Origin of the sequence: Kitasatospora sp. NPDC086801, assembly GCF_044745805.1 — a bacterium.
In the GTDB taxonomy this organism is placed as follows: domain Bacteria; phylum Actinomycetota; class Actinomycetes; order Streptomycetales; family Streptomycetaceae; genus Kitasatospora.
Genome location: NZ_JBIVAX010000014.1, coordinates 35,673 through 55,964, shown reverse-complemented (window position 1 = coordinate 55,964; position 20,292 = coordinate 35,673). Strand labels below are relative to the sequence as shown.

Sequence of the window (20,292 nt, the reverse complement as noted above, 5' to 3'; positions counted from 1 at the left end):
TGTATCGCTCTCTTGACTGGCGTCACCAGCACGCCATACTGGCCTCACTCCCCGCTCGCACGATGAGGTGCCCGCCCATGGAGCTATCCCCCTCCGCACACGTGGACACGTTCTGTCGCGACCATCTCCCGCCCTTCGACCAGTGGCCAGAACTCCTCTTCGAACTACCGGAGTTGTCCTATCCGGACCGGCTGAACTGCGCCCAGGCACTGCTCGACGGGTCAATCGCCCGGTACGGCCCCGACCGCCGCTGCCTGCTCACCCCCACCGACCAGTGGACCTACGGCGAACTGCGCGACCACGCCGACCGGGTGGCCCGGCTGCTGACCGAGGACCTCGGCCTGGCCACCGGCAACCGGGTGCTGCTCCGCGGCCCCAACACCCCCTGGCTGGTGGCCTGCTGGCTCGGCGTCCTGAAGGCCGGCGGCGTGGCCGTCAGCACCATGCCGCTGCTGCGTCCCGCCGAACTGACCGGACTGCACCGGATCGCCCGGCCCGCCATCGCCCTGTGCGACCACCGCTACCTGGACGACCTCGCCCGGGCCGAGACCCCCGGCCTGCGGGTGCTCGCCTTCGGCGGGCCCGGCCCGCAGGACCTGACCGCCCGCTGCGCCGCCAAGGACGCCGGATTCACCGCCGTCCCGACCGCCGCCGACGACGTCGCACTGATCGCCTTCACCTCCGGAACCACCGGACGGCCCAAGGCCACCCTGCACTTCCACCGCGACGTGCTCGCCAACGCCGACACCTTCTCCCGCCACGTCCTGCGCCCCACCCCCGACGACCTGTTCGCCGGCACCCCGCCGCTCGCCTTCACCTTCGGCCTCGGCGGCCTGGCCGTCTTCCCGCTGCGCGCCGGCGCCGCCAGCCTGCTGCTGGAGCAGGCCACCCCCGAGCAGCTCGCCGAGCAGGTCCACCGGCACCGGGTCAGCGTGCTGTTCACCGCGCCGACCGCCTACCGGGCGATCCTGGCCGCCGGGCTCGCCGGCCGCCTGTCCGGCGTACGGCGCTGCGTCTCGGCCGGCGAGCACCTGCCCGCCGCCCTCTGGGCGGCGTTCCACGCGGCCACCGGGCAGCGGCTGATCGACGGCATCGGCGCCACCGAGCTGCTGCACGTGTTCATCTCCGCCGCCGACGGCGACATCCGCCCCGGCGCGACCGGCCGCCCCGTCCCGGGCTACCGGGCCGCCGTCCTCGACGAACAGGGCCGGCCGGTGCCGGACGGCGTGCCCGGGCTGCTCGCCGTCAAGGGCCCGACCGGCTGCCGCTACCTGGACGACGAGCGCCAGCGCGACTACGTCCGCAACGGCTGGAACCTGACCGGCGACACCTACGTCCGCGACCGGGACGGCTACTTCTGGTACCAGGCGCGCAACGACGACATGATCGTCTCGGCCGGCTACAACATCGCTGGCCCCGAGGTCGAACAGGCCCTCGCCGCCCACCCCGACGTCGCCGACTGCGCGGTGGTCGGGGCGCCGGACGAACGGCGCGGCACGGTGGTGAAGGCCTACGTGGTGCTGCGCGAGGGCGCGCCCGCCGGGCCGGAGCAGGTGCGGAACCTCCAGGAGCACGTCAAACGGACCATCGCGCCGTACAAGTACCCGCGCGCGGTCGAGTTCGTCACCCGGCTGCCGCGCACCGCCACCGGCAAGCTGCACCGCGCCGAGCTGCGCCGGCGGGCCACGACCGCCCCGGACGACGGCGGCACCGCCCCGGCCGGCACGGCGAGCGCCCCGGCGAGCGTGGCGATCGAACGCCGGGTCGAGTGGTCCGACACCGACGCCGCCGGGCACTACCACTTCTCGGCCGTGCAGCGCTGGGCCGAGGCCGCGGAGGCGGCGCTGCTGCGCCGGCTGGGCCTGGCCGAGCTGTTCGGGCGGATCCCGCGGGTGCACTTCGAGGCCGACTACCGCGAGCGGCTCTGGTTCGGCGACCTGGTCCGCACCGAGCTGCGGGTGGTCCGGGTCGGCGGCTCCTCGCTGCACTACGCCTTCGAGGTGCACGGCCCGCAGGGCCTGGCCGCGTCCGGCCGGATGTCGGTGGTGCACGCCGCGCCGAACGCCAAGGGCGCCGAGCCCTGGCCCGCGCCGGTGCGCCGCGCGCTGGCCGAGGCCGGGCCGCAGCAGCCGGAGGTGGTGCGGTGACCACCTCGGCCCACCCCACCGCGACCCACTCCACCGAGACCCGCCGCGCCACGACCCACCCCACCGCGGCCCGCCGCATCGCGGTGATCGGCGCCGGTCCGGGCGGGCTCTACTTCGCCGCGCTCGCCAAGCGGTTGGCGCCGCACCGACAGATCACCGTGTTCGAACGCGACGGCCGGGAGGACGAGTTCGGCTTCGGCGTGGTGTTCTCCGACGAGACGCTGGACGGCATCGCCCAGGCCGACCCGGAGGTCTTCGCCGCGATCGGCACCGAGTTCGCCCGCTGGAGCGACATCGACGTGCGCCACGCGGGCGAGGTCCGCACCTGCGGCGGGCACGGCTTCGCGGCGCTCGACCGCAACCGCCTGCGCGCGATCCTGCAACAGCGCTGCGAACGCCTCGCGGTGGACGTGCGCTACCGCACCCCCGCCCCGCCGGTCGACCGACTCGCCGCCGAGTACGACCTGGTGGTCGCCGCCGACGGCATCCACTCGGGCACCCGCGCGGCCTACGCCGACACCTTCCGGCCCGACCTGGACGAGCGGCACTGCCGCTACATCTGGCTCGCCACCGACAAGGTCTTCGAGGCCTTCACCTTCATCGTCGAGCGGTTCGACTTCGGCACCCTCCAGGTGCACGCCTACCCGTACAGCGCGACCCGCTCCACCTTCATCGTGGAGATCGCCGAAGACGCCTGGCGCCGGGCCGGGTTCGACGCCCTCGCCGCCCGGAAGCCATCCCGGGAGCCGGCCCGCGGCGAGAGCGACGAGGCGAGCGTACGGCGCTGCGCCGACCTGCTCGCCGGGCACCTGGACGGCCACCGGCTGATCCCGAACGCCTCGCGCTGGATCCGCTTCACCACCGTACGCAACGCCCGCTGGCGCCACCGCAACGTGGTGCTGCTCGGCGACGCGGCGCACTCCGCGCACTTCTCGATCGGCTCGGGCACCAAGCTCGCCCTGGAGGACGCCCTCGCGCTCGCCGCGAGCCTGCACGAACAGCCCGTGCTGGACGAGGCGTTGGCCGCCTACGAGGCGGAGCGGCGCCCGGTGGTGGAGTCCACCCAGCGGGCCGCGCAGGCGAGCCTGGAGTGGTTCGAGACGGTGGACCGGCGCGCCGGGCAGGACGCCGACCGGTTCGCGTTCAACCTGCTCACCCGCAGCCGCCGGGTCACCTACGGCAACCTGCGGGCCCGCGACCCCGGATTCGTCGACGCGGTGGACGCCGCCGCCGGCGGCCGGCCCGGCGTGCCGCCGATGTTCCGACCGCTGAAGCTCGGCACGCTGGAGCTGCGCAACCGCGTCGTGGTGCCCCCGCTCGCCACCTTCACCTCCACCGACACCCTGCCCAGCGGCTTCGACCGGGCCCAGCTGACCGCGCACGCCCTCGGCGGCGCCGGGCTGGTCCTCGCCGGAATGACCGCCGTCAGCCCCGGGGGCCGGGCCACCGACCGCTGCCCGGGGCTGTGGAACGACCGCCAGGAGACGGCCTGGCGCCAACTCGTCGACGCCGTCCGCGCGGTGAGCGACACCCCGCTCGGCCTCCAGCTGACCCACGCCGGCCGCCGGGGAGCCACCGCCGCCCCCGGCCCGGACGGGGTCGGGCGCCCGCTCGCCGACGGCTGGCCGCTGCTCGCCGCCTCCCCGCTCCCCTGGGGCCCCGGCAGCCCGCCACCGCACGCGGCCAGCTCCGCCCAACTGGCCACCGCGGTCGAAGACTTCGCCGAGGCGGCGGAACGCGCCGCGCGGGCCGGCTTCGACGCGCTGGAGCTGCAGTTCGGCCACGGGCACCTCGTCTCCGGCTTCCTCTCACCGCTGACCAACCACCGCACCGACCGCTACGGCGGCCCGCTCGCCCGCCGGCTGCGGCTGCCGCTGGAGGTGCTCGCGGCGGTCCGCTCGGCCTGGCCGGCCGGGCGACCGCTGCTGGTGCGGATCTCGGCCTGCGACTGGGCACCCGGCGGTACCACCGAACCGGAGGCCGTCACGATCTGCCGCGCGCTGGCCGACGGCGGAGCGGACGCGGTGGACGTGTCCACCGGCGAGGTGGTCGCCCACCAGCGGCCACCGTACGGCCGCGGCTACCAGACCCCGTTCGCCGAACTGATCCGCGCCGCCACCGGCCTGCCGACCATCGCGGTCGGCGCGATCTCCGGACCCGACGACGCCAACTCCGTGCTGCTCGCCGGGCGGGCCGACCTGGTCGCGATCGGGCGGGCCCAGCTGTACGACCCGCTCTGGACGCTGCACGCCGCCGCCGAACAGGGCTACACCGGGCCGGGCGCGCACTGGCCCGGGCCCTGGTCGGCGGGCAGCCGCAGACCGCCGGGCCCGAACGCCGACCGGGTCGCACCGCGCCTGCACCTGCTGGCCGAGCCGGCCACGCCGGTGCACCGCCGCTGGCCGCCGACCGCGGCCACGACGAACAGCCCGACCACGGCGAACAACCCACCCACGGCGGACAGCCGGACCGCGCCGAACAGCCCGACCGCACCCGAACCGCGCTGAGCAGCCGAGGAGAAGCCATGCCGGATCTGCCCCGCTTCACCGCCGCGGCCGTCCAGGCCTCCCCCGTCTACCTGGACCCGGCCGCCACCGTCGACAAGGCCGTCGCCCTGATCCACGAGGCGGCCGACCACGGCGCCGCCCTGGTGGTCTTCCCCGAGGTCTTCGTCCCCGGCTACCCGTACTGGAACTGGACGATGAACCCGGTCCAGGGCTCGCCCTGGTACGAGCGCCTCTACCGCGCCGCCGTGGACGTCCCCGGCCCGTACGTGGACACGCTGCGCGCCGCCGCCCGGCAGGTCGGCGTGGTGCTGGTGATCGGCGTCAACGAACGCGGCCGGCACAGCCTCGGGGTGCTCTACAACACCCTGCTGATCATCGGAGCGGACGGCGAACTGCTCGACGTGCACCGCAAGTTGGTGCCGACCTGGGCCGAGAAGCTGACCTGGACGCCCGGCGACGGCAGCTCCCTGCGGGTGCACCGCACGGCCGTCGGCCCGCTCGGCGCGCTCGCCTGCGGCGAGAACACCAACACCCTGGCCCGCTTCACCCTGCTGGCCCAGGGCGAACTCGTCCACGCCGCCGCCTACATCGCCCTGCCGGTGGCCCCCGAGGACTACGACATGGCGGAGGCGATCGCGCTGCGCGCCGCCGCGCACTGCTTCGAGGGCAAGCTGTTCACCGTGGTCTCCTGCTCCACCATCTCGCCCGACATGGTGGACCTGATCGCCGGCGACGACCAGCAGGTGCGCAAGCAACTCGCCCGCCCGCACAGCGCGTTGTCCGGCGTCTTCGGCCCCGACGGACGCCCGGTGGGCGAGCCGCTGGTGGACGAGGAGGGCATCGTCTACGCCGAGATCGACCTCGGCCGGTGCATCCAGCCCAAGCAGATGCACGACATCGTCGGCCACTACAACCGCTTCGACGTCTTCCGGCTGCACGTGGACAACCGTCCGCTGCGGCCGCTGGTGTTCCCGGAGGAGGAGGCATGACCAACCACGACGACACGACCGACCAGGGGCGCACGGCCGACCACGACGACGGCCGAATCGGCCGCGCCAGGGTCACCGACAGCCCCGAACTCGCCGCCTACTACGAGGAACTGGCCGCACACGAGGCCGGCGCCCTGTGGACGGTGGCGAACGAGATCGAGCCCTGGTACCCGCAGCCGAAGTCGGTGCCGGTGCTCTGGCGCTACGCCGACCTGCGCCCGCTGGTCCGCAAGGCGCTGCCGCTGGTCAAGGCCGACGACGCCGGCCGCCGGGTGGTGATGCTGGTCAACCCCGGGCGCCGCGAACTGAGCGCCGCCGTCGGCCTGTTGTACACCGGCCTCCAGATCATGGGCCCCGGCGAGGCGATGACCGCGCACCGCCACCAGGCCGCCGCCCTGCGCTTCGTCCACGAGGGCACCGGCGCCTGGACGATCGTGGACGGCCAGAAGCTCAAGGTCGGCCCGCGCGACTTCGCCATCACGCCCAACAACTCCTGGCACGAGCACGGCAACGAGTCCGACGACGCCCCGGTGATCTGGCAGGACGGCCTGGACATCCCGCTGGTCAACATGCTCGACGCGAACTTCTACGAGGTCCACCCGGAGCTGTACCAGCGGCCCGGCACGGTGGTGAACTCCTCCCTGCTGAGCTACGGCGGCAACCTCCTCCCGTACGGCGTCGAGACCTGGAGCAGGCCCTACTCCCCGCTGCTCGGCTGGCCCTGGGAGCCCAGCTACCACGCGCTGCGCCAACTCGCCCGCGTCACCGAGGGATCGCCGTACGACGGCGTCATCATGGAGTACACCAACCCGGTCACCGGCGGCCCGGTGATGCCGACCATGGCCGCCCACCTGCAACTGCTGCGCCCCGGCCAGGCCACCCGCGCCCACCGCCACACCGGCTCGGTGGTCTACACGGCGGCCAAGGGGCGCGGCGTCTCGGTGATCGCCGGGCGGCGCTTCGAGTGGCGGCAGGGCGACGTCTTCGTCGTCCCGTCCTGGGCCTGGCACGAGCACGCGAACCTCGACCCCGGCGAGGACGCCTGCCTGTTCTCCTTCAACGACTTCCCGGTGATGCACTCGCTCGGCCTGTACCGCGAGGAGGCCTACCCGGAGCACGACGGGCACCAGCCCGCCACCGCCAGGTAACCCCCAAGGAGCCCCGACCATGCACCTGTTGACCTACTGCGCGGACGGCGACGAAGCCCCGCGGCTCGGCGCCCGGCTCGGTGACCAGGTCGCCGACCTGACCGCCCTCGCCACCGCCGCCGGCGCCCGGCTGCCCGACGGCCTGCTCGACCTGGTCCGGGCCGGCGAGGCCGCGCTGGCCACCGCCCGCACGCTGCTGGCCCACGCCGGGCCCGGCCACCCCGCCGTCCGCCCGCTCGCCGAGGTGTCGCTGCGCGCTCCCCTGCGGCCCGGCAAGATCGTCGGCGTCGGCCTCAACTACGTGGAGCACGTCGCCGAATCGCACCGCACCCTGGACACCGAGCGCGAACTGCCCGACCGGCCGGTGCTGTTCAGCAAGCCAGCCACCGCCGTCACCGGCCCGGGCCAGCCCATCCGGCACAACGCCAACCTCACCAAGCAGCTCGACTGGGAGTGCGAACTCGCCGTGGTGATCGGCGCACCGGCCTTCCGGGTGGCCGAGGAGGACGCCTGGCGGCACGTCTTCGGCTACAGCATCGTCAACGACGTCAGCGCCCGCGACCAACGCCGCTCCGGGCAGTGGTTCTTCTCCAAGGGCCAGGACAGCTACGCGCCGTTCGGCCCGGTCGTGGTCACCGCCGACGAGATCCCCGACCCGCAGGACCTCGACCTCTCGCTCAGGGTCAACGGCGAGCTGCGGCAGGACTCCAACACCCGCCACATGCTGTTCGGCATCGCCCGCCTGATCGCCGACATCTCCTCCGGCGTCACCCTCGAACCGGGCGACGTGATCGCCACCGGCTCCCCGTCCGGCGTCGGCGCCGGCCTGGTGCCGCCGCAGTTCCTCCAGCCCGGCGACCTGGTCGAGGCCACCATCGAGCGGATCGGCACCCTCGCCAACCCGGTGGTCGACGCCCGCTGAGCAGAGCCCCCAGCCCCGGCCAGGCCCCCGAGAGGAGCCCCAGCACCCCATGACCACCTACCGGATCGGCCAGATCGTCCCCAGCTCCAACGTCACCATGGAGACCGAGGTCCCCGCCCTGCTGCGGGCCCGCGAGGCGGTCGCGCCCGAGCGGTTCACCTTCCACTCCAGCCGGATGCGGATGACCAGGGTCACCCCCGAGCAACTGCGCGCCATGGACGCCGAGTCCGACCGCTGCGCGGTCGAACTCTCCGACGCCCGGGTCGACGTGCTCGGCTACGCCTGCCTGGTCGCCGTGATGGCCACCGGCCCCGGCTACCACCGCGAGGCCGAACAGCGCCTGCACCGGCGCACCGCCGAGAACGGCGCCCCCGCACCCGTGGTCACCAGCGCGGGCGCCCTGGTCACCGGCCTGCACACGCTCGGCGCCAAGAAGGTCGCCCTCGTCACCCCGTACCTGCGGCCGCTGGCCCGGACCGTGGTCGGCTACCTCGCCCACGAGGGAATCGAGGTGCTCGACTACGCGGCCCTGGAGATCCCCGACAACCTCGACGTGGCCGCCCACGACCCGGCGCGGCTGCCCGCCATCGCCCGGCGCCTCGCCCACGCCGAGGCCGACGCGGTGGTGCTCTCGGCCTGCGTGCAGCTGCCCTCGCTGTCCGCCGTCGAGGAGGCCGAGCAGCAGCTCGGCAAGCCGGTCGTCTCGACGGCGATCTGCACCGCCCACCAACTGCTGCGCGCCCTCGGCCTCCCGGCCGTCGCCCCCGGCGCCGGGCACCTGCTCTCCGGCGCCTACGCGGAAGCCTGACGCCGAGCACCGAGCACCGAACGCCCACCGCCCACCGCCCACCGCCCACCGCCCACCGCCCACCGCCCACCGCCCACCGCCCACCGCTATGATCACCACGAGCTGCCGGGGAGGAGGCGCACCATGTCGGAGAGCACGCCCCGGCCCAGCTCCCTCATCCACACCGTGTACGGCGAGTTCGTGCGCCGCCTCGGCGGCTGGATATCAATCGCCGACCTGATCGCGCTGATGGCCGAACTGGACGTGGACGGACCGGCCGTGCGCTCGGCCATCTCCCGGCTGAAGAAGGCCGGCACCCTGCTCCAGGAGCGCCGTGACGGCACCGGCTACCGGCTCGCCCCGGCGATGGGCCCGGTCTTCGAGGAGGGCGACCGCCGGATCTTCCACAGCCTGGAGCCCGCCGAACTCGCCGACGGCTGGGTGGTGGCGGTCTTCTCGGTGCCCGAGTCCGAGCGCGCCCACCGCCACCAACTGCGCTCCCGGCTGAGCTGGCTCGGCTTCGGCAACGCCGCCCCCGGTGTCTGGCTGGCGCCCGCCCGAATGCTGCCGGACGCCCGGCGCCTGCTGGAGCGCCTCGGCCTGAGCGCCTACGTGCACCTGTTCCTGTCCGCCGAGTACGCGGGCTTCGCCGAACTGCGCACCGCGGTGGCCGGCTGGTGGGACTTCCCGGCGATCGAGGCGCAGTACGCGGCCTTCGACGACGCCTGGCGCCCGGTCGCCGCCGAACTGCGCGGCCGGCCGCGGATCGACCCGGTCGAGGCGTTCCGCGACTACGTCCCGATGCTCACCCAGTGGCGCCGGCTGCCCTACCTGGACCCGGGCCTGCCCGAGCCGCTGCTGCCCGCCGACTGGAACGCCGTCGCCGCGCGGGCCGTCTTCACCGAGCTGCACGCGCTGCTCGCCGAGCCCGGCCTGCGGTACGTCGAGAAGGTCACCGGACTGCCGGCCGACGCCCCACCCCACCAGGAGCCGCGATGACCGACCCCGCCCCCGCCGACCTCCTCATCCGCGCCGCCGCCGTCCACACCCTCGTCCCCGGCCGGCCGCCGCAGCGCGCGATCGCCGTCACCGGGGCCCGGATCACCGCCCTGTCCCCCGACCCGCACGGCCTGGACGACCTGGTCGGACCGGCCACCGAGGTCCTGGACGCCCCCGACGCCACGGTGCTGCCCGCCTTCGACGACACCCACACCCACCTGATCCTGGCCGGACACAGCATCCACGGCGTCCCCGTCCACCAGGCCGGCGACCTCGCCGCGTTCCTCGGCCTGATCCGCGAACGCGCCGCCCGCACCCCGGCCGGCCGGTGGATCCACACCACCATCAACTGGCAGGAGGTGCTGCTCGCCGAACAGCGGCTGCCCACCACCGCGGAGCTGGACGAGGCCACCACCGACCACCCCGTCCTGGTCCGCCGCGGCGCCTACAACATGGTGCTCAACTCGGCCGCGCTGCACCTCGCCGGCATCACCGCCGACACCCCCGCCCCGCCCGGCGGCCTGATCGAACGCGACGAACGGGGGCGGCTCACCGGACGGCTGGTCAACAAGGCGGTCGAACTGGTCGAGCGGGTGCTGCCGCGCCCCGCGCTCGCCGAACGGGTGGCCGGCCTGCGCGCCGCCTCCGCCGACTACGCCGCCACCGGCATCGGCACCGTCCGCGACTGCCTCGTCCCGGTCGAGGACCTCGACGTGCTGCGCGCGGCCCGGGCGGCCGACGCGCTCGCCGTCAGGGTCCGGGCGCTGGTCTCCGGCTTCGCCGCCCGCACCCCCGAGCAGGTCGACGAACTGCTGGACCGGATGGACGCCTGGCGCGCCGCCGGCAAGGACGACGACCTGCTGCGGCTGTGGGGGGTGAAGTTCGGCATCGACGGCGGCTTCGAGGCCGGCGCGCTGGAGGAGCCGTACCGGGACCAGCCCTGCTACCACGGCCGGCTGCTCTGGGAGCCGGAGGACCTGGTCGCGGCCGTCGACCGGGTGGTCGGGCGCGGCTGGCGGGTCGGCGTGCACGCCTGGGGCGACCGCGGCCTGCGCATCCTGCTGGACGTCTTCGAGGAGGTGCTCGACCGGCGCCCCGGCCTGCCGCCCGGCACGCTGGTGGTCGAGCACGGCGGACTGGCCCGGGCCGACCAGCGGGCCCGGGCGATCGCGCTCGGCATTCCCGTCACCGTGCAGCACCCGCTGCTGCACGACGGCGCGCTCGCCCAGCAGCGGGCCTGGGGCGAGGAGCGGACCGCCGGGATCTTCCCGCTGCGCGAATGGCTCGACGAGGGCGCGCTGCTGGCCGCCGGCTCGGACTTCCCGGTCGGCCCGTACGGCGCGATGGTGTCGGTGTGGGGCATGACGACCCGCCGGACCACCGCCGGGGTGGTCGGGCCCGAGCACGCCGTCGACCGGGCCGAGGCGGTCGCGCTGCACACCGTCCACGCGGCCCGGCTGATGGGCGAGAGCGCCGAGCGCGGCAGCCTGCGGCCGGGAGCGCTGGCCGATCTGACGGTGTGGCCGGTCGATCCGCTGAACTGCCCGGTCGACGTGCTGCGCGAGCTGCGGCCCGAGCGCACCGTCGTCGGCGGGCGGACCGTCCACCCCGCTCCGGTCTAGGGAGCGTCCGGCCGGACCTCCTGGAGCAGACCCCAGGTGAAGTCGGCGGTGCACGAGCGCGCCCGCCCCTCGGCGTCCGGGGCGGTGAAGTCGAGCTGGAAGCGGGTCGGCGCGCTGCCCTCGCGCGGCCGGGCGGGCGGGAACGCGGCGCCCAGGTCGGCGACCACGCAGCTCCACGGCGCGAGGTCGGCGAGCGTGCGCAGCCCGGGCGCCGGGGCGTCCGGGCCGCGCACCAGCCACTCGTTCAGCAGCGGCCGCCCGGCCTGTGCCGGGCCGAGCAGGCTCTCGAAGCGCAGCTCGGGCCAGAGCGGCAGCGCCCACTGCCGCGCGGTGCAGGCGAGGTCCCCGATCCGGCGCGGCACCACCGCCTGCGGCGGGCCGAGGACGGCGGCGCAGCGGTCGGCGCCGCGCGGGAACCGGGACGAGCGGACCATCGCCTGCCAGCGCTTGTTCGCCTCCCGCAGGCCGGCTCGGGTCGCGCCGAGCCGCCGTACGGCCTGCTCGACCAGGTCCGGGTTGAAGTCGGCCATCCGGCGCAGCAGCACGAGCTGGAACTCGGTGGCCCCGAAGCCGTGGATCGCCATGGCAGCAGGGTAGTGCCCGGGGCGTGGCACCACCCTGCCGCCGGAACGTTCGACCGCCGGGGCCGTCAGCCCCCGACGTAGGCCGCGAGGTGCTCACCGGTGAGGGTGGAGCGGGCGGCGATCAGGTCGGCGGGCGTGCCCTCGAAGACGATCCGGCCGCCGTCGTGGCCGGCGCCCGGGCCGAGGTCGATGATCCAGTCGGCGTGCGCCATCACCGCCTGGTGGTGCTCGATGACGATGACCGACTTGCCGGAGTCCACCAGCCGGTCGAGCAGGCCGAGCAGTTGCTCGACGTCGGCGAGGTGCAGGCCGGTGGTCGGTTCGTCGAGGACGTAGACGCCGCCCTTCTCCGCCATGTGGGTGGCCAGCTTGAGCCGCTGCCGCTCGCCGCCGGACAGCGTGGTGAGCGGCTGGCCGAGGCTGAGGTAGCCGAGCCCGACGTCGGCGAGGTTGGCGAGGATGCGGTGCGCGGCCGGGATGCGCGCCTCGCCGGTGCCGAAGAACTCCTCGGCCTCGGTCACCGGCATCGCGAGCACCTCGCTGATGTCGCGGCCGCCGAGATGGTACTCCAGCACCGAGGCCTGGTAGCGCTTGCCCTCGCACTCCTCGCAGGTGCTGGCCACGCCGGCCATCATCGCCAGGTCGGTGAAGACCACGCCGGCGCCGTTGCAGTTGGGGCAGGCGCCTTCGGAGTTGGCGCTGAACAGGGCCGGCTTGACGCCGTTGGCCTTGGCGAAGGCCTTGCGGATCGGCTCCAGCAGCCCGGTGTACGTCGCCGGGTTGCTGCGCCGCGAGCCGCGGATGGCGCCCTGGTCGACGGACACCACGCCCGCTCCCTTCGGAATCGAGCCGTGCACCAGCGAGCTCTTCCCGGAGCCGGCGACGCCGGTGATCACGGTCAGCACCCCGAGCGGGATGTCGACGTCGATGTCGCGCAGGTTGTTCGCCGTCGCGCCGCGGATCTCCAGGGTGCCGTTCGGCTCGCGCACCGCCTTGCGGACGGCTGCCCGGTCGTCGAAGTGGCGGCCGGTGACGGTGCCGCTGGCCCGCAGCCCCTCGACGGTGCCCTCGAAGCAGACCGTGCCGCCCGCCGTCCCGGCGCCGGGGCCGAGGTCGACGACGTGGTCGGCGATCGCGATGGTCTCCGGCTTGTGCTCCACGACCAGCACCGTGTTGCCCTTGTCCCGCAGCCGCAGCAGGAGTTCGTTCATCCGCTGGATGTCGTGCGGGTGCAGGCCGGTGGTGGGCTCGTCGAAGACGTAGGTGACGTCGGTGAGCGCCGAGCCGAGGTGCCGGATCATCTTGACCCGCTGCGCCTCGCCGCCGGACAGCGTGCCGGAGGGCCGGTCGAGCGAGAGGTAGCCCAGCCCGATCTCCACGAACGAGTCGAGGGTGTGCCGCAGGGTCCCGAGCAGCGGCGCCACGGCCGGCTCGTCGAGGTCGCGGACCCAGGCGGCCAGGTCGCTGATCTGCATCGCGCAGGCGTCGGCGATGCTGGTCCCGCCGATCAGCGACGACCGGGCCGCCTCGCTGAGCCGGGTGCCCCCGCAGTCGGGGCAGGCGGTGAAGGTGACCGCCCGGTCGACGAACGCCCGGATGTGCGGCTGCAGCGCGTCCCGGTCCTTGGTGAGCATCGACTTCTGGATCTTGGGGATCAGCCCCTCGTAGGTGAGGTTGACCCCGTTGACCTTGACCTTGGTCGGCTCGCGGTGGAGGAAGTCCTGCATCTCCTTCTTGGTGTACTTGCGGATCGGCTTGTCCGGGTCGAGGAAGCCCGAGTTCGCGTAGATCCCCACCGTCCACCAGCTGTCGGCCTTCCAACCGGGGATGGTGATCGCGCCCTCGGAGATCGACTTGGTGTCGTCGAAGAGCTGGGTGAGGTCGATGTCGGAGACGTTGCCGCGGCCCTCGCAGCGCGGACACATGCCGCCGGTGATGCTGAAGCTGCGCCGCTCCTTGACGGTCTTCCCGCCGCGTTCGACGGTGACGGCGCCCGCCCCGCTGATCGAGGGGACGTTGAAGGAGAACGCCTTGGGCGAGCCGATGTGCGGCTGCCCGAGCCGGCTGAAGAGGATCCGCAGCATCGCGTTGGCGTCGGTGGCGGTGCCGACCGTGGAGCGGGGGTCGGCGCCCATCCGCTGCTGGTCGACGATGATCGCGGTGGTCAGTCCCTCCAGCACGTCGACCTCGGGCCGTGCCTGGGTCGGCATGAAGCCCTGCACGAAGGCGCTGTACGTCTCGTTGATCAGCCGCTGCGACTCGGCGGCGATCGTGTCGAACACCAGGGAGCTCTTGCCGGAGCCGGAGACGCCGGTGAACACCGTCAGCCGCCGCTTCGGGATCTCGACGCTGACGTCCTTGAGGTTGTTCTCGCGCGCGCCGTGCACGTGGATCAGGTCGTGGCTGTCGGCACCGTGTGCCGCGGGCGGCTGCGCGGCCGTCCTCGTGGGCTTGCTCATCGTCTCTCCAGGTGGGCGGCGGAGCCGCCGTCGCGGTGGATGATCGCCGACCGCCGCACCGGGGAAGGTCCCCGTCCACCGGTGCCGGCCAGGCATGGCCGAAGCCTAACCGCCGGGCCGCGGCGACCCGGCGGTCAGGCGACCCGACCCCCATATTCGAGCACACGTTCGATTCACGGCGTACGCTGGCCCCATGCCCAGCACCGTCCACCTCCAGCCCTCGCTGTTCGACGACGCCGACGACGCCGACGACGTCCGCCTCGGCCCGCTCGACGGGCTCCGCCGGGTCGTCCTCGGCGACGGGGCGTGGCTGGACCTGCTGCCCGGCTGGCTGCGCGGGGCGGACCGGGTGTTCGACCAGCTGGCCGCCACCGTGCCCTGGCGGGCCGAACGCCGCGAGATGTACGACCGGACGGTCGACGTGCCGCGGCTGCTGGCCTCCTACCCGGCCGACGCCGAACCGCCGCACCCCGTCCTCGGGCAGGCCCGGACGGCGCTGAGCCGGCACTACGCGCGGGAGCTGGGCGAACCGTTCCGCACGCTCGGCCTCTGCTACTACCGGGACGGCCGGGACAGCGTCGCCTGGCACGGGGACCGGATCGGGCGCGGCGCCCGCGAGGACACCATGGTGGCGATCCTGTCCGTCGGCGAACCGCGCGCCCTGCTGCTGCGGCCCCGCCACGGTGGCGGCCCGGTGGTGCGCCGACCGCTCGGGCACGGTGACCTGGTGGTCATGGGCGGCTCCTGCCAGCGCACCTGGGAGCACGCCGTCCCGAAGACGGCCCGGCCGGTGGGCCCGCGGATCAGCATCCAGTTCCGGCCGCACGGCGTGGCGTGACCGCCGGGGCGGCCGGGCCGGGAAGCCCGCCCGGCCGCCCCGGCGGGCGTCAGTCCTTCACCGCGCCCGCCAGCCCGGACACCAGCTTGCGCTGGACCGCGATGAAGAAGATCAGCACCGGTACCGTCATCAGCGTCGACGCCGCCATGATGCCGCCCCAGTCGTTCTCGTCCGGCTTGAAGAAGACCAGCAGCGCGGACGGCAGGGTCTGGTTCTGGGTGGCACTGATGATGAAGGTCTTCGCGAAGACGAAGTCGTTCCACGCCGCGATGAAGGAGAACACGCTGGTCGCGGCCAGCCCCGGCGCCACCAGCGGCAGCAGGATCCGCCACAGGATGCGGGTGCGGCTGGCGCCGTCGATCTGCGCGGCCTCCTCGATCGACACCGGCACGGCCGCGACGAAGCCGCGCATCATCCAGATGCCGAACGGCAGCGAGAAGGCCAACTGCACCAGGATCAGCGAGGCGAGGGTGTTCAGCCCGATGCCCGGCGCGAACCGGCCGGCGTCACGGAACATGAAGAACAGCGGGATGGTGAGCGCCTCGACCGGGATCATCTGGGCGATCAGGAACATCACCATGATGGTGGTGCGGAACCTGAACCGGAACCTGGTCACGGCCACCGCCGCCAGGAACACCACGACGGCCGAGAGCACCACCACCGACAGCGCGATGACCAGGCTGTTCACGAAGTACCGGCCGAAGCCGTCCACGCTGAGCACCTGGCGGAAGCTCTCCAGCGTGGGGTGGGCCGTCCACGGCTTCGGATCCAGCGACTGCACCTCGCCCTTGGGCTTGAAGGCGGACAGCACCATCCAGAAGATCGGGAAGGCGGTGACCAGGGCCAGCACGATCGCGCCGGTGTTGGCGGCGAGCCGCCAACGGCCGCGGGTGTTGCGGGCTCGGGTGCTACCGGGCCGGGTGTTGCCGGTTCGGGTGTTGCCGGTTCGGGTGTCCCGAACGGGGTTCAGAGTGCTCACAGTTCGTTCCCCGTCCGTCGCAGGGTGCGGATGTAGAGGACTGTCGGGATCACCAGGATCAGCAGCATGATCACGCCGATCGCCGCACCGAGCCCGTACTGCGAGGAGGCGAACGCCTTCTGGTACGCGTACACGTTGAGCACGAGGTTCTGGCCGGCGATGCCGCCGCCCTCGGTCATCACGTAGATCTGGGTGAAGACCTTGAAGTCCCAGATCACCGACTGGATCACCACGATGGTCAGGATCGGCCGCAGCATCGGCGCGGTGATCCGGCGGAAGGTCGTCCAGGTGTTGGCGCCGTCCAGGGCGGCGGCCTCCATGATCTCCTCCGGGATCGCCCGGATCCCCGCGTAGAGGGTGACCATCACGAACGGGAAGGAGTGCCACACCACGACGGCACCGACGATCAGGAACGCCGTCCACTTGTCGTAGAACCAGTTGAACTCGTGGAAGCCGGTGAGCCCGAGCTTCACCAGCGTGTGGTTGACCAGGCCGAGATTGGTGTCGAACAGGAAGCTCCACACCGTCGACCCGGTCATCGCCGGCGCCGCCCAGGCCGCCATCGCGGCAGTGGTCAGCACCAGCCGGGGCCACCGCCCGACCTTGGTCAGCAGGACGGCGAGGGTCGCGCCGACGGCCAGGGTGGCGACCACGCAGAACGCGGCGAAGCCGACCGTCTGCAGCAGCACCGACCAGAACTGGCCGTCGCTCAGGATCTTCGAGTAGTTGCCGAAGCCGACGAAGGAGGTCGGGGCGCCCCCGGAGGCCTGGGCCTGCCCGAAGTCCAGCACGGACAGCAGGCCCAACTGGTAGATCGGGTAGGCGACCAGCGGGATCAGGATGACCGCGGCCGGCAGGAGCAGCAGCAGCGGGGGCCGGCGGCGCCGGCCGCCCGAGGGTGCGGCCGGCGCCGTGCCCCCACGGCGTCCGCGCGGGGAAGGCGGCGCCGTCGGGGCGGTCGTGGTGGATGCGGACACGTGCGGGACCTGCTCTCTTCCGCGGACCAGGAGGTCGGTGCGGGACCAGGAGGCGGTACGGGGTCAGGAGTCGGATGCGGGGTCAGGAGGTCGGTGCGGGACCGGGTGGTGGTACGGGACCAGAGGGTGGTGCGGGGCCGGGGGGTGGTACGGGGCCGGGGGCCGGAGACGGCCCGCAGCCGCCGTCAGTGCGCGGCGAAGGCGGAGGTGATCTGGTTCGCGGCGTCGCCCGAGGCCTTCGCCACGTCCGCCTTGCCGGTGACCACCTGCTGAAGCATGGTCGGGATCACCGACTGGGCGTCGATCTGCGCCCACGCCTGGTCGAGCGGGACGAACCTGGTGCCGGCCGCGATCGTGTCGGTGAACGGCTTCAGGAAGGCGTCCTTGGCGGCGACCTTGCCGCTGACGGACTTGAGCGTCGGCAGGTTGCCCATCGCGTCGTACATCTGCTCCTGGTACGTCGGGCCCGCCAGCAGTTCGGCGAACTCGACGGCGAGCGTGCGGTGCTTGGCCGCCTTCATCACGCCGAGGTTGTTGCCGCCCGCGAACGCGGGGGCGATCGAACCGGGCTTCTCCCCGGGCAGCGGCACCACGCCGTACTTGCCCTTCGCCGGGCCCGCGTCGACCTTGCTGCGGTTGGAATTGAGCAGGATCGCCATCGCCGACTTGCCGGCCGCGAACAGGTCGACGGACTTGCCACCGGTGAGGTCGGCGCACTGCTGGGCGGGGCAGCCGTCGGCGCCGAAGAGGTCGGTGTAGCGCTTGATACCGGCCTGCGAGGCGGGCGAGTTGATGGCCGCCTTGTACGCGGAGCCGTCCTTGGCGGCGATGTCGCCGCCGGCGTCCCAGACGAACGGCAGCGCGGCGAAGGTGTACTTGCCGCCGACGGCGATGCCGAAGGTGTCGGGGTGCGCCGCGTGGATCTTCTGCGTGGCGGTGACCAGTTCGGCGTAGGAGGTCGGCGGGGTGAGCCCGGCCTCGGTGAACAGGTCGGTACGGAAGTAGAGCGCGCGCACGCCGACCCACCAGGGCAGGCCGTACGTCTTGCCGTCCACCACGGCGGTCTTGGCGATCGCCGGATCGAGGTCGCCCTTGTCCTGCCACTTGTCGAGGTCGGCGCCGATCTCGGCGAGGCCGCCGGCCGCGACGTAGCCGGGGAGGTCGGTGTTGCCGAACTCGACCAGGTCGGGGGCGCTGTTGGGATCGTTGAAGGCGCCCTTCATCTTGGCCGCGCGGGCCGAGGCGTCGGTGTCGATGTAGCTGACCTTGACGGTGACGCCCTGGTGGGAGGCCTGGAACTCGCTCACCGCCTTGCCGATCACGGCCTCCTTGGCCGCGTTGCCCGCCTCGTTGTACAGCCAGACCTGGAGGGTGCCGGTCCGGTCGTCGGCGGCCTTGTCGCCGGCCGGCGCGGCGGTGCCCGGCGCGCAGGCGGTCGCGGCGAGGCAACTGGCGGCGAGCACGGCGGCCGCGGCAGTCCGTCTGATGAGTCGCATGGGTGGAGACCTCCCCTCCCGACAGTTGCCGCCGAGACGTGCGCCGCTGGGGACGGGTACGTCGAAGCAGGCCCTGACCGGGGCCGATGGTGGGTGTGGGTGGAGGACGGCCCGGACGCGCTGAGGGGCGTCCCGGGCAGGCCGGTACGGGGGTACGGCAGAGCGGACCGTTCGGGTGGGGCGGCGTCGCCTGCTCGATGGCAGGGACGTTAGGCGCGGGCGATCGGCGCCAACAAGAGGGGGTTCGGGAAGTTTTGCACTGCACAACGTTGTGTCGAAGAAGCGGCGTTGCGGGCGCGAACGGGTACCTTCTGACAACCGCTGCCGTCGAGCGGGGGAACACCGGCGGAACGCGGCAGCGACATCCAGCAGAAGCGCACGGCAGTAGCACTCGACAGCACCACACGACGGCAACACACCACAGCGGCACACCACAGCGGAACGAGACAGGGGACGGACCCATGACGGAGACGGGGCCCGACGCGGAGACCGAGCAGCCCGCGGGCACGGCGGCCGACAGACCCGCCGGTCCGGCGGCCGAACGGCCCTCGGGCGCCGTGGCCGAACGGCCCTCCGGCGCGACCGCCGGGCGGAAACCCGCGACCGAACGCAACCAGTCGTCCTCACTGCGCCGCGCGCTCGCCGTCCTCGGCCACGTACGCGACCACAGCGACGGGCGCGGCGTCCCGCTCGCCCAACTCGCCGAAGCGCTCGGCCTCAACAAGAGCACCGTGCTGCGGCTCGCGGGCCCGCTGCTCGACGAGCACCTCCTCGACCGCGACCGCGAGACCGGCTGGTTCCGGCTCGGCCACGGCTCACTGCGCCTCGGCCAGGCCTACCTCTCCACCCTCGACCTGCGCAGCGTCGCCGCCGAACACCTGCGCCGCCTCCAGCGCGAGGCCGGCGAGACCGTCCACCTGACCGTCTGGCAGGCCCCCGGAATCGTCTACCTGGACAAGGTCGAGGACGAGACCAACGTCCGCATGGCCTCCCGCGTCGGCAGCCGGGCCCCCGCCTACTGCACCGCCACCGGAAAGGCCATCCTCGCCTGGCTGCCCGACGAGGCCGTCACCGAGGTCGTCGCCGCGGGCCTGCGCCCGGTCACCGCCTGGACCATCTCCGACGAGACCCGGCTGCGCGCCGACCTCGCCCGGATCCGCGCCCGCGGCTACTCCATCGACGACCGCGAGAACGAACCCGAGGTCCGCTGCGTCGCCGCACCGATCTTCGACCACACCGGCGAGGTCACCGCCGCCCTGTCGGTCTCCGGTCTGACCTCGCGCATGACCGCCGCCCGCGTCCGCGCCCTCGGCCCCGTCGTCGCCCAGGCCGGCCTGCGGATCTCCCGCGAACTCGGCTCCGACCGCCAGCCGTCCTGAAACCATCCGGGACTCCGCCGCAGCCGCCGCCGACCTGGCCCTGACCCTGACCCCGGAGGAACTCGCTCTCCTCAACACGGCCTGACCGCACACCGGAACAGCCCGAAAAAGCGAATGAGGCCCGGCGCCCTTTGAAAGGCACCGGACCTCATCCGACAATTGGAGCGCCAGGCCCGGATCGCACGGACTCTTCCTACTGAAAGTAGGACGTGCTCTGGTAGCACCACTGACGCCTGACGAGGAATCATCTCCCTCGCGACACCCAGAACAATACCAGCCCCACACCCACACACCGAATCCCCCACCAACCAACCCCCAAAAGCAAACAAGGCCCGGCGCCCTTTGAAAGGCACCGGACCCCGTCCGACAATTGGAGCGCCAGGCCCGGATCGCACGGACTCTTCCTACTGAAAGTAGGACGTGCTCTGGTAGCACCACTGACGCCTGACGAGGAATCAT

General features: G+C 73.2%; 15 protein-coding genes. 10 read left to right on the top strand and 5 right to left on the bottom strand.

Annotation, left to right across the window (positions count from 1 at the left end):
- Nucleotides 1–77: 77 nt before the first annotated feature.
- From ACIPLC_RS17745 to ACIPLC_RS17710, 8 genes are all read left to right on the top strand, one after another.
- Nucleotides 78–2,147 (top strand): AMP-binding protein, encoded by a 2,070-nt coding sequence (locus ACIPLC_RS17745; RefSeq protein WP_400473908.1) that lies wholly within the window; start codon nucleotides 78–80, stop codon nucleotides 2,145–2,147.
- Nucleotides 2,144–4,654, top strand: coding sequence for an FAD-dependent monooxygenase (locus ACIPLC_RS17740; protein WP_400473907.1), 2,511 nt, complete (start codon nucleotides 2,144–2,146; stop codon nucleotides 4,652–4,654). Before ACIPLC_RS17745 ends, ACIPLC_RS17740 begins: the two co-directional genes overlap by 4 nt.
- Before the next feature lie 17 nt (nucleotides 4,655–4,671).
- The gene (locus tag ACIPLC_RS17735; protein ID WP_400473906.1) at nucleotides 4,672–5,643 is read left to right on the top strand and encodes a carbon-nitrogen hydrolase family protein; all 972 of its coding nucleotides are present in this window, start codon (nucleotides 4,672–4,674) and stop codon (nucleotides 5,641–5,643) included.
- Nucleotides 5,640–6,791, top strand: a complete 1,152-nt coding sequence (locus ACIPLC_RS17730; RefSeq protein WP_400473905.1) for a cupin domain-containing protein — start codon at nucleotides 5,640–5,642, stop codon at nucleotides 6,789–6,791. The genes ACIPLC_RS17735 and ACIPLC_RS17730 overlap by 4 nt, the downstream gene beginning before the upstream one ends.
- A gap of 19 nt (nucleotides 6,792–6,810) precedes the next feature.
- The gene (locus ACIPLC_RS17725) at nucleotides 6,811–7,713 is read left to right on the top strand and encodes a fumarylacetoacetate hydrolase family protein (protein WP_400473904.1); all 903 of its coding nucleotides are present in this window, start codon (nucleotides 6,811–6,813) and stop codon (nucleotides 7,711–7,713) included.
- 49 nt (nucleotides 7,714–7,762) lie between these two features.
- Nucleotides 7,763–8,521, top strand: coding sequence for an Asp/Glu racemase (locus ACIPLC_RS17720; protein ID WP_400473903.1), 759 nt, complete (start codon nucleotides 7,763–7,765; stop codon nucleotides 8,519–8,521).
- Nucleotides 8,522–8,644: 123 nt separating this feature from the next.
- Nucleotides 8,645–9,499 carry a PaaX family transcriptional regulator C-terminal domain-containing protein gene (locus ACIPLC_RS17715; RefSeq protein WP_400473902.1) on the top strand — a complete coding sequence of 285 codons (855 nt, stop codon included), beginning with the start codon at nucleotides 8,645–8,647 and terminating at the stop codon, nucleotides 9,497–9,499.
- The gene (locus tag ACIPLC_RS17710; protein ID WP_400473901.1) at nucleotides 9,496–11,121 is read left to right on the top strand and encodes an amidohydrolase; all 1,626 of its coding nucleotides are present in this window, start codon (nucleotides 9,496–9,498) and stop codon (nucleotides 11,119–11,121) included. Before ACIPLC_RS17715 ends, ACIPLC_RS17710 begins: the two co-directional genes overlap by 4 nt.
- Here ACIPLC_RS17710 and ACIPLC_RS17705 read toward each other — a convergent pair.
- Both ACIPLC_RS17705 and ACIPLC_RS17700 read right to left on the bottom strand, forming a co-directional pair.
- The gene (locus tag ACIPLC_RS17705; protein WP_400473900.1) at nucleotides 11,118–11,705 is read right to left on the bottom strand and encodes a hypothetical protein; all 588 of its coding nucleotides are present in this window, start codon (nucleotides 11,703–11,705) and stop codon (nucleotides 11,118–11,120) included. The genes ACIPLC_RS17710 and ACIPLC_RS17705 overlap by 4 nt on opposite strands.
- Nucleotides 11,706–11,770: 65 nt before the next feature.
- Nucleotides 11,771–14,164 (bottom strand): ATP-binding cassette domain-containing protein, encoded by a 2,394-nt coding sequence (locus ACIPLC_RS17700; RefSeq protein WP_400473899.1) that lies wholly within the window; start codon nucleotides 14,162–14,164, stop codon nucleotides 11,771–11,773.
- Between the two features lie 193 nt (nucleotides 14,165–14,357).
- Here ACIPLC_RS17700 and ACIPLC_RS17695 point away from each other — a divergent pair, with 193 nt between their 5' ends.
- A complete protein-coding gene (locus ACIPLC_RS17695) occupies nucleotides 14,358–15,002 on the top strand; it encodes an alpha-ketoglutarate-dependent dioxygenase AlkB (RefSeq protein ID WP_400473898.1) in 645 nt (214 codons plus the stop codon).
- A 49-nt stretch (nucleotides 15,003–15,051) separates the two neighbouring features.
- On the opposite strand, the gene ACIPLC_RS17690 is transcribed toward ACIPLC_RS17695, so the two are convergent.
- The 3 genes from ACIPLC_RS17690 to ACIPLC_RS17680 form a co-directional block, all read right to left on the bottom strand.
- Nucleotides 15,052–15,981, bottom strand: a complete 930-nt coding sequence (locus ACIPLC_RS17690) for a carbohydrate ABC transporter permease (RefSeq protein WP_400473897.1) — start codon at nucleotides 15,979–15,981, stop codon at nucleotides 15,052–15,054.
- Nucleotides 15,978–16,958, bottom strand: coding sequence for a carbohydrate ABC transporter permease (locus ACIPLC_RS17685; RefSeq protein ID WP_063350256.1), 981 nt, complete (start codon nucleotides 16,956–16,958; stop codon nucleotides 15,978–15,980). The genes ACIPLC_RS17690 and ACIPLC_RS17685 overlap by 4 nt, the downstream gene beginning before the upstream one ends.
- 185 nt (nucleotides 16,959–17,143) lie before the next feature.
- Nucleotides 17,144–18,454, bottom strand: coding sequence for an extracellular solute-binding protein (locus tag ACIPLC_RS17680; protein WP_400473896.1), 1,311 nt, complete (start codon nucleotides 18,452–18,454; stop codon nucleotides 17,144–17,146).
- Nucleotides 18,455–18,915: 461 nt separating this feature from the next.
- On the opposite strand from ACIPLC_RS17680, the gene ACIPLC_RS17675 reads away from it, so the two are divergent.
- Nucleotides 18,916–19,833, top strand: coding sequence for an IclR family transcriptional regulator (locus tag ACIPLC_RS17675; protein ID WP_400473895.1), 918 nt, complete (start codon nucleotides 18,916–18,918; stop codon nucleotides 19,831–19,833).
- Nucleotides 19,834–20,292: the final 459 nt, after the last annotated feature.

Bases quoted from the DNA above. Each gene is read 5' to 3' on its own strand.
- ACIPLC_RS17675 (WP_400473895.1), top strand. From the start codon at position 18,916: ATGACGGAGACGGGGCCCGACGCGGAGACCGAGCAGCCCGCGGGCACG.
- ACIPLC_RS17705 (WP_400473900.1), bottom strand. From the start codon at position 11,705: ATGGCGATCCACGGCTTCGGGGCCACCGAGTTCCAGCTCGTGCTGCTG.
- ACIPLC_RS17725 (WP_400473904.1), top strand. From the start codon at position 6,811: ATGCACCTGTTGACCTACTGCGCGGACGGCGACGAAGCCCCGCGGCTC.
- ACIPLC_RS17730 (WP_400473905.1), top strand. From the start codon at position 5,640: ATGACCAACCACGACGACACGACCGACCAGGGGCGCACGGCCGACCAC.
- ACIPLC_RS17720 (WP_400473903.1), top strand. From the start codon at position 7,763: ATGACCACCTACCGGATCGGCCAGATCGTCCCCAGCTCCAACGTCACC.
- ACIPLC_RS17680 (WP_400473896.1), bottom strand. From the start codon at position 18,454: ATGCGACTCATCAGACGGACTGCCGCGGCCGCCGTGCTCGCCGCCAGT.
- ACIPLC_RS17695 (WP_400473898.1), top strand. From the start codon at position 14,358: ATGCCCAGCACCGTCCACCTCCAGCCCTCGCTGTTCGACGACGCCGAC.
- ACIPLC_RS17735 (WP_400473906.1), top strand. From the start codon at position 4,672: ATGCCGGATCTGCCCCGCTTCACCGCCGCGGCCGTCCAGGCCTCCCCC.
- ACIPLC_RS17745 (WP_400473908.1), top strand. From the start codon at position 78: ATGGAGCTATCCCCCTCCGCACACGTGGACACGTTCTGTCGCGACCAT.
- ACIPLC_RS17700 (WP_400473899.1), bottom strand. From the start codon at position 14,164: ATGAGCAAGCCCACGAGGACGGCCGCGCAGCCGCCCGCGGCACACGGT.
- ACIPLC_RS17715 (WP_400473902.1), top strand. From the start codon at position 8,645: ATGTCGGAGAGCACGCCCCGGCCCAGCTCCCTCATCCACACCGTGTAC.
- ACIPLC_RS17710 (WP_400473901.1), top strand. From the start codon at position 9,496: ATGACCGACCCCGCCCCCGCCGACCTCCTCATCCGCGCCGCCGCCGTC.